General features: G+C 31.3%; 5 protein-coding genes. All 5 read right to left on the reverse strand.

Annotation, left to right across the window (positions count from 1 at the left end; translation table 11 throughout):
• Window positions 1–43: 43 nt before the first annotated feature.
• The gene (locus AC6I5C_RS17750) at window positions 44–421 is read right to left on the reverse strand and encodes a carboxypeptidase-like regulatory domain-containing protein (protein ID WP_497906338.1); all 378 of its coding nucleotides are present in this window, start codon (window positions 419–421) and stop codon (window positions 44–46) included.
• Between the two features lie 238 nt (window positions 422–659).
• Window positions 660–1136 (reverse strand): hypothetical protein, encoded by a 477-nt coding sequence (locus AC6I5C_RS17755; RefSeq protein WP_497906339.1) that lies wholly within the window; start codon window positions 1134–1136, stop codon window positions 660–662.
• Window positions 1137–1298: 162 nt separating this feature from the next.
• On the reverse strand, window positions 1299–1838 hold the full coding sequence (locus AC6I5C_RS17760; protein WP_497906340.1) for a Riean_0653 family protein: 540 nt from the start codon (window positions 1836–1838) through the stop codon (window positions 1299–1301).
• A gap of 195 nt (window positions 1839–2033) precedes the next feature.
• Window positions 2034–2540 (reverse strand): hypothetical protein, encoded by a 507-nt coding sequence (locus tag AC6I5C_RS17765; protein ID WP_497906341.1) that lies wholly within the window; start codon window positions 2538–2540, stop codon window positions 2034–2036.
• Between the two features lie 160 nt (window positions 2541–2700).
• The coding region (locus AC6I5C_RS17770) for a hypothetical protein (RefSeq protein WP_497906342.1) at window positions 2701–3180 on the reverse strand (480 nt) is incomplete at its 5' end.

Consider the following 3180-nt stretch of genomic DNA (forward strand, 5'->3'; position numbering starts at 1 on the left):
AATCAGAAGCAATGAATTATACACTGTGTTGTAAACAGTGTTTTTACTTAGTTTTTTTCATTTCTACAATTAAAGTATCAGATTGGTTTAAGTACTTAGCTTTTGAGCTACGACTATACTTTTCATCTATTTTGGTTTTTTTATATCCTTTTTTTGTAAAATAAAGTTCATATTCATCGCATCCGCCAAAAACACAACCAACAAGAGTAGAAGTACGGAAGTAGCCGTTCGAATCAGTCGTATCTTTAATGTTTGAAACATTTGGTGTTTCTAATTCAACAGTTACATTAGATAATCTTTCTCCAGATTCAATATCGACTACAATACCATTTAGGCCAACAAAACCTTCACAGCTTATTAAAAAAAGTGAGAGGAAGAATATATAATATAGGTTTTTAGGTTTATGAAAAAATAATATCATTTGTCCTCTTATTAATTAGCTGTGTTTTTAGAAATTTTTAGAATGTTTTTTTCAGTTCGACAAAGTTCATTTTGAGAGCTAGGTACATTGTTTACAACGGTTTGTGTATAGTTTCGTTGCGTGAAAATCCGCTAGGATTTTCGTGTTAAGAAACTAAGATAGCAAACTTGCGAGGATTTTCCGAGAGGAAAATCGGAAGCAATGAATTATACACTGTGTTGTAACACGTTTTTATTTTTTAGTTTTCCAATAAAATAGGTTCATTATAGACTTTCATATTCAATAAATCAATTGTTCCACAATTCGGCTGGTGATATTTTTTTGAGTTTGGTATTCCGTATTTATCTTTTTCCCAACTTGTATTAAATTTGTATTTCAGCGTGTCCAATTTTACTTCAAGAATCTTTGATTGATGATTAACTAATTCCCATTCATAGGTTTCATTTTTCCAACAGATTCCTATTTCATCTCCGATTGGGTCGATTCCACTTTTGTCAATTTTTATGTAATTAGTTGTTGGAACCGAATTATGTTCTCCATTTATTATATATCTAGTTTCCCCGTGAGTAATTACAGTTATACATTGCTTTTTGTCCAAAGAATAAATTCGGAAATTAGTCCGATTAGTATGGTCTCCAAAAGCGACAATGAAAGCAATAATAGCAACTACAAAAAGCACTACTGCTATTAAAACTATTTTAATTAAAAATTTCAAATTTTAGGTTTTGGTAAATGTGTTACAACGGTTTGTGTATAGTTTCGTTGCGTGAAAATCCGCAGGATTTTCGTGTTAAGAAACTAAGATAGTAAAGTTGCGAGGATTTTCCGAGAGGAAAATCAGAAGCAATGAATTATACACTGTGTTGGCAAATCGTTTTTAATACTTTAAGTCAAATTCCCCTTTTCTTATTTCAATAACTTCTCCATCTTCATTTACTGCATCAAACTCGAAACTACCGCCCAAAATATAGTTATCAATGTTGTGGTATAGAATTTCTAATGTTCCAAAATAAATGTTATTCGTTTTGTAGACAGAGTTAGCGGTGTCAATACTATATTCTCCTTGATTTGGCTCATCAACAAGATTATAAATATTACCGACCATTGAAGTTGTTGTGCTAACGTCAGTAACTTCTATTTTTACAAATTGATCTATGAAATCTGGTGATTGACCTCTGTTTCGAAATGAAAGGTGCAAAGCATTTATATCATAATATTCATTGTCAACCACGCTAAACCATACAGAATTTGCTCCTGGACTTGTTACTACAGATGGTTTTAATAAACTGCCATTTACTTCACATTTCACACCACCTCTACCGTCAAATACGTAGTTCTCATCGTCCAAATCCACTGAAGCTGTATCACAGGAAATGAAAGACAATATTGATAGAATTAAAATCATTTTCTTTTTCATAGTATACTTTTTTTGTAGATGAAATGCGATTTTAATGGTTGCGTCAAAATGTTTGCCAACGGTTTGTATAACCGTCAGTTATCGGTTTAAATATACTTTAATTTTCGCTTTAGCACTGTCGTTTGCAATTCCGAGTGGATTCGGACGTAGTCGAATCCGCCGTAATTGCGGTTATATGTTGTTGTAAAACGTTTTTTATTCCCATTCAGTTGTAAACTCTGAAATCAAAAAGGCATTAATTATTCCACCTTTAAATTTATGTTCATTAGTAAACAAAGCATAAAGAAGGACCTTTTTTCCTTTTGTCATTTCATTTTTAAAGGCGTCAATAAGTTGATTTTGTATTGGCATCCATATTTTCGATTTTCCAATGTTAAATTCGAACTCTTTAGAGACTAAACCATTCAAAACTTCAGCACTTCCTGTTTTAATTTTAAAAACTCTTTTCATTGAGTTCAAAACTTCTGAATCTATTTGCCTTTCATTTCCAGTAAATTCAGCTATAAATCTAAATTTAGACATGGCAACGTAATAGTGCCCGTCCGTTGTGTCTTTTTCAACTTCTTTGGCATAATTAATTTCATCTTGAATTATTTTTTCAGCACTTTCATATGTGTAATTTTTATCCCAATTTTCAAATCCGTTTTGTGAGTATATTAAATTGGAAATGAGTACAAATAATATTAAAACTGTTCTATTCATAGTCCTGTTTTCAAATGTTTTACAACGGTTTGTGTATAGTTTCGTTGCGTGAAAATCCGCAGGATTTTCGTGTTAAGAAACTAAGATAATAAAGTTGCGAGGATTTTCCGTGAGGAAAATCATAAGCAATGAATTATACACTGTGTTGTACAACGTTTTTTTATTTTTTAACATTTTCCTCTAACCAATATTTTGCATAAGTCCACATATGATTTTCTTCATCTTTAGACAACAAATTTTTTAGTTCAATTTGGTCAAAATAAGTGCATCCTGAACAAACAGAAACCAAATCAGTCGACGCATATGCCTTTTTAATTAATTGCTTATCAGTTTCAGTGAGATCATATTTATTCAACTCTGATAATCGTTCGGTAACAATTACCGCCATAAATCTTTCAGCTGGATTTTTAGAGTTCAATTTTTTTATGACCTTTTGATATTTTCCATTGTGAATGTCAAATGTCACTTCATTGACAACCTCAGAACTTGTTCCTACCCAATAACATCCAAACCCAATTAATTCTTTAGGATTGATATTTTTTTGAGCAACACCGTTGAGTGAAAGAAGAAAGGAGAGTATTAATATTAGTATTCTCATTATTGGGTAAATGTTGTACAACGGTTTGTGTATAGTTTCGTT

This window comes from Mangrovimonas sp. sgz306409 (assembly GCF_059735265.1).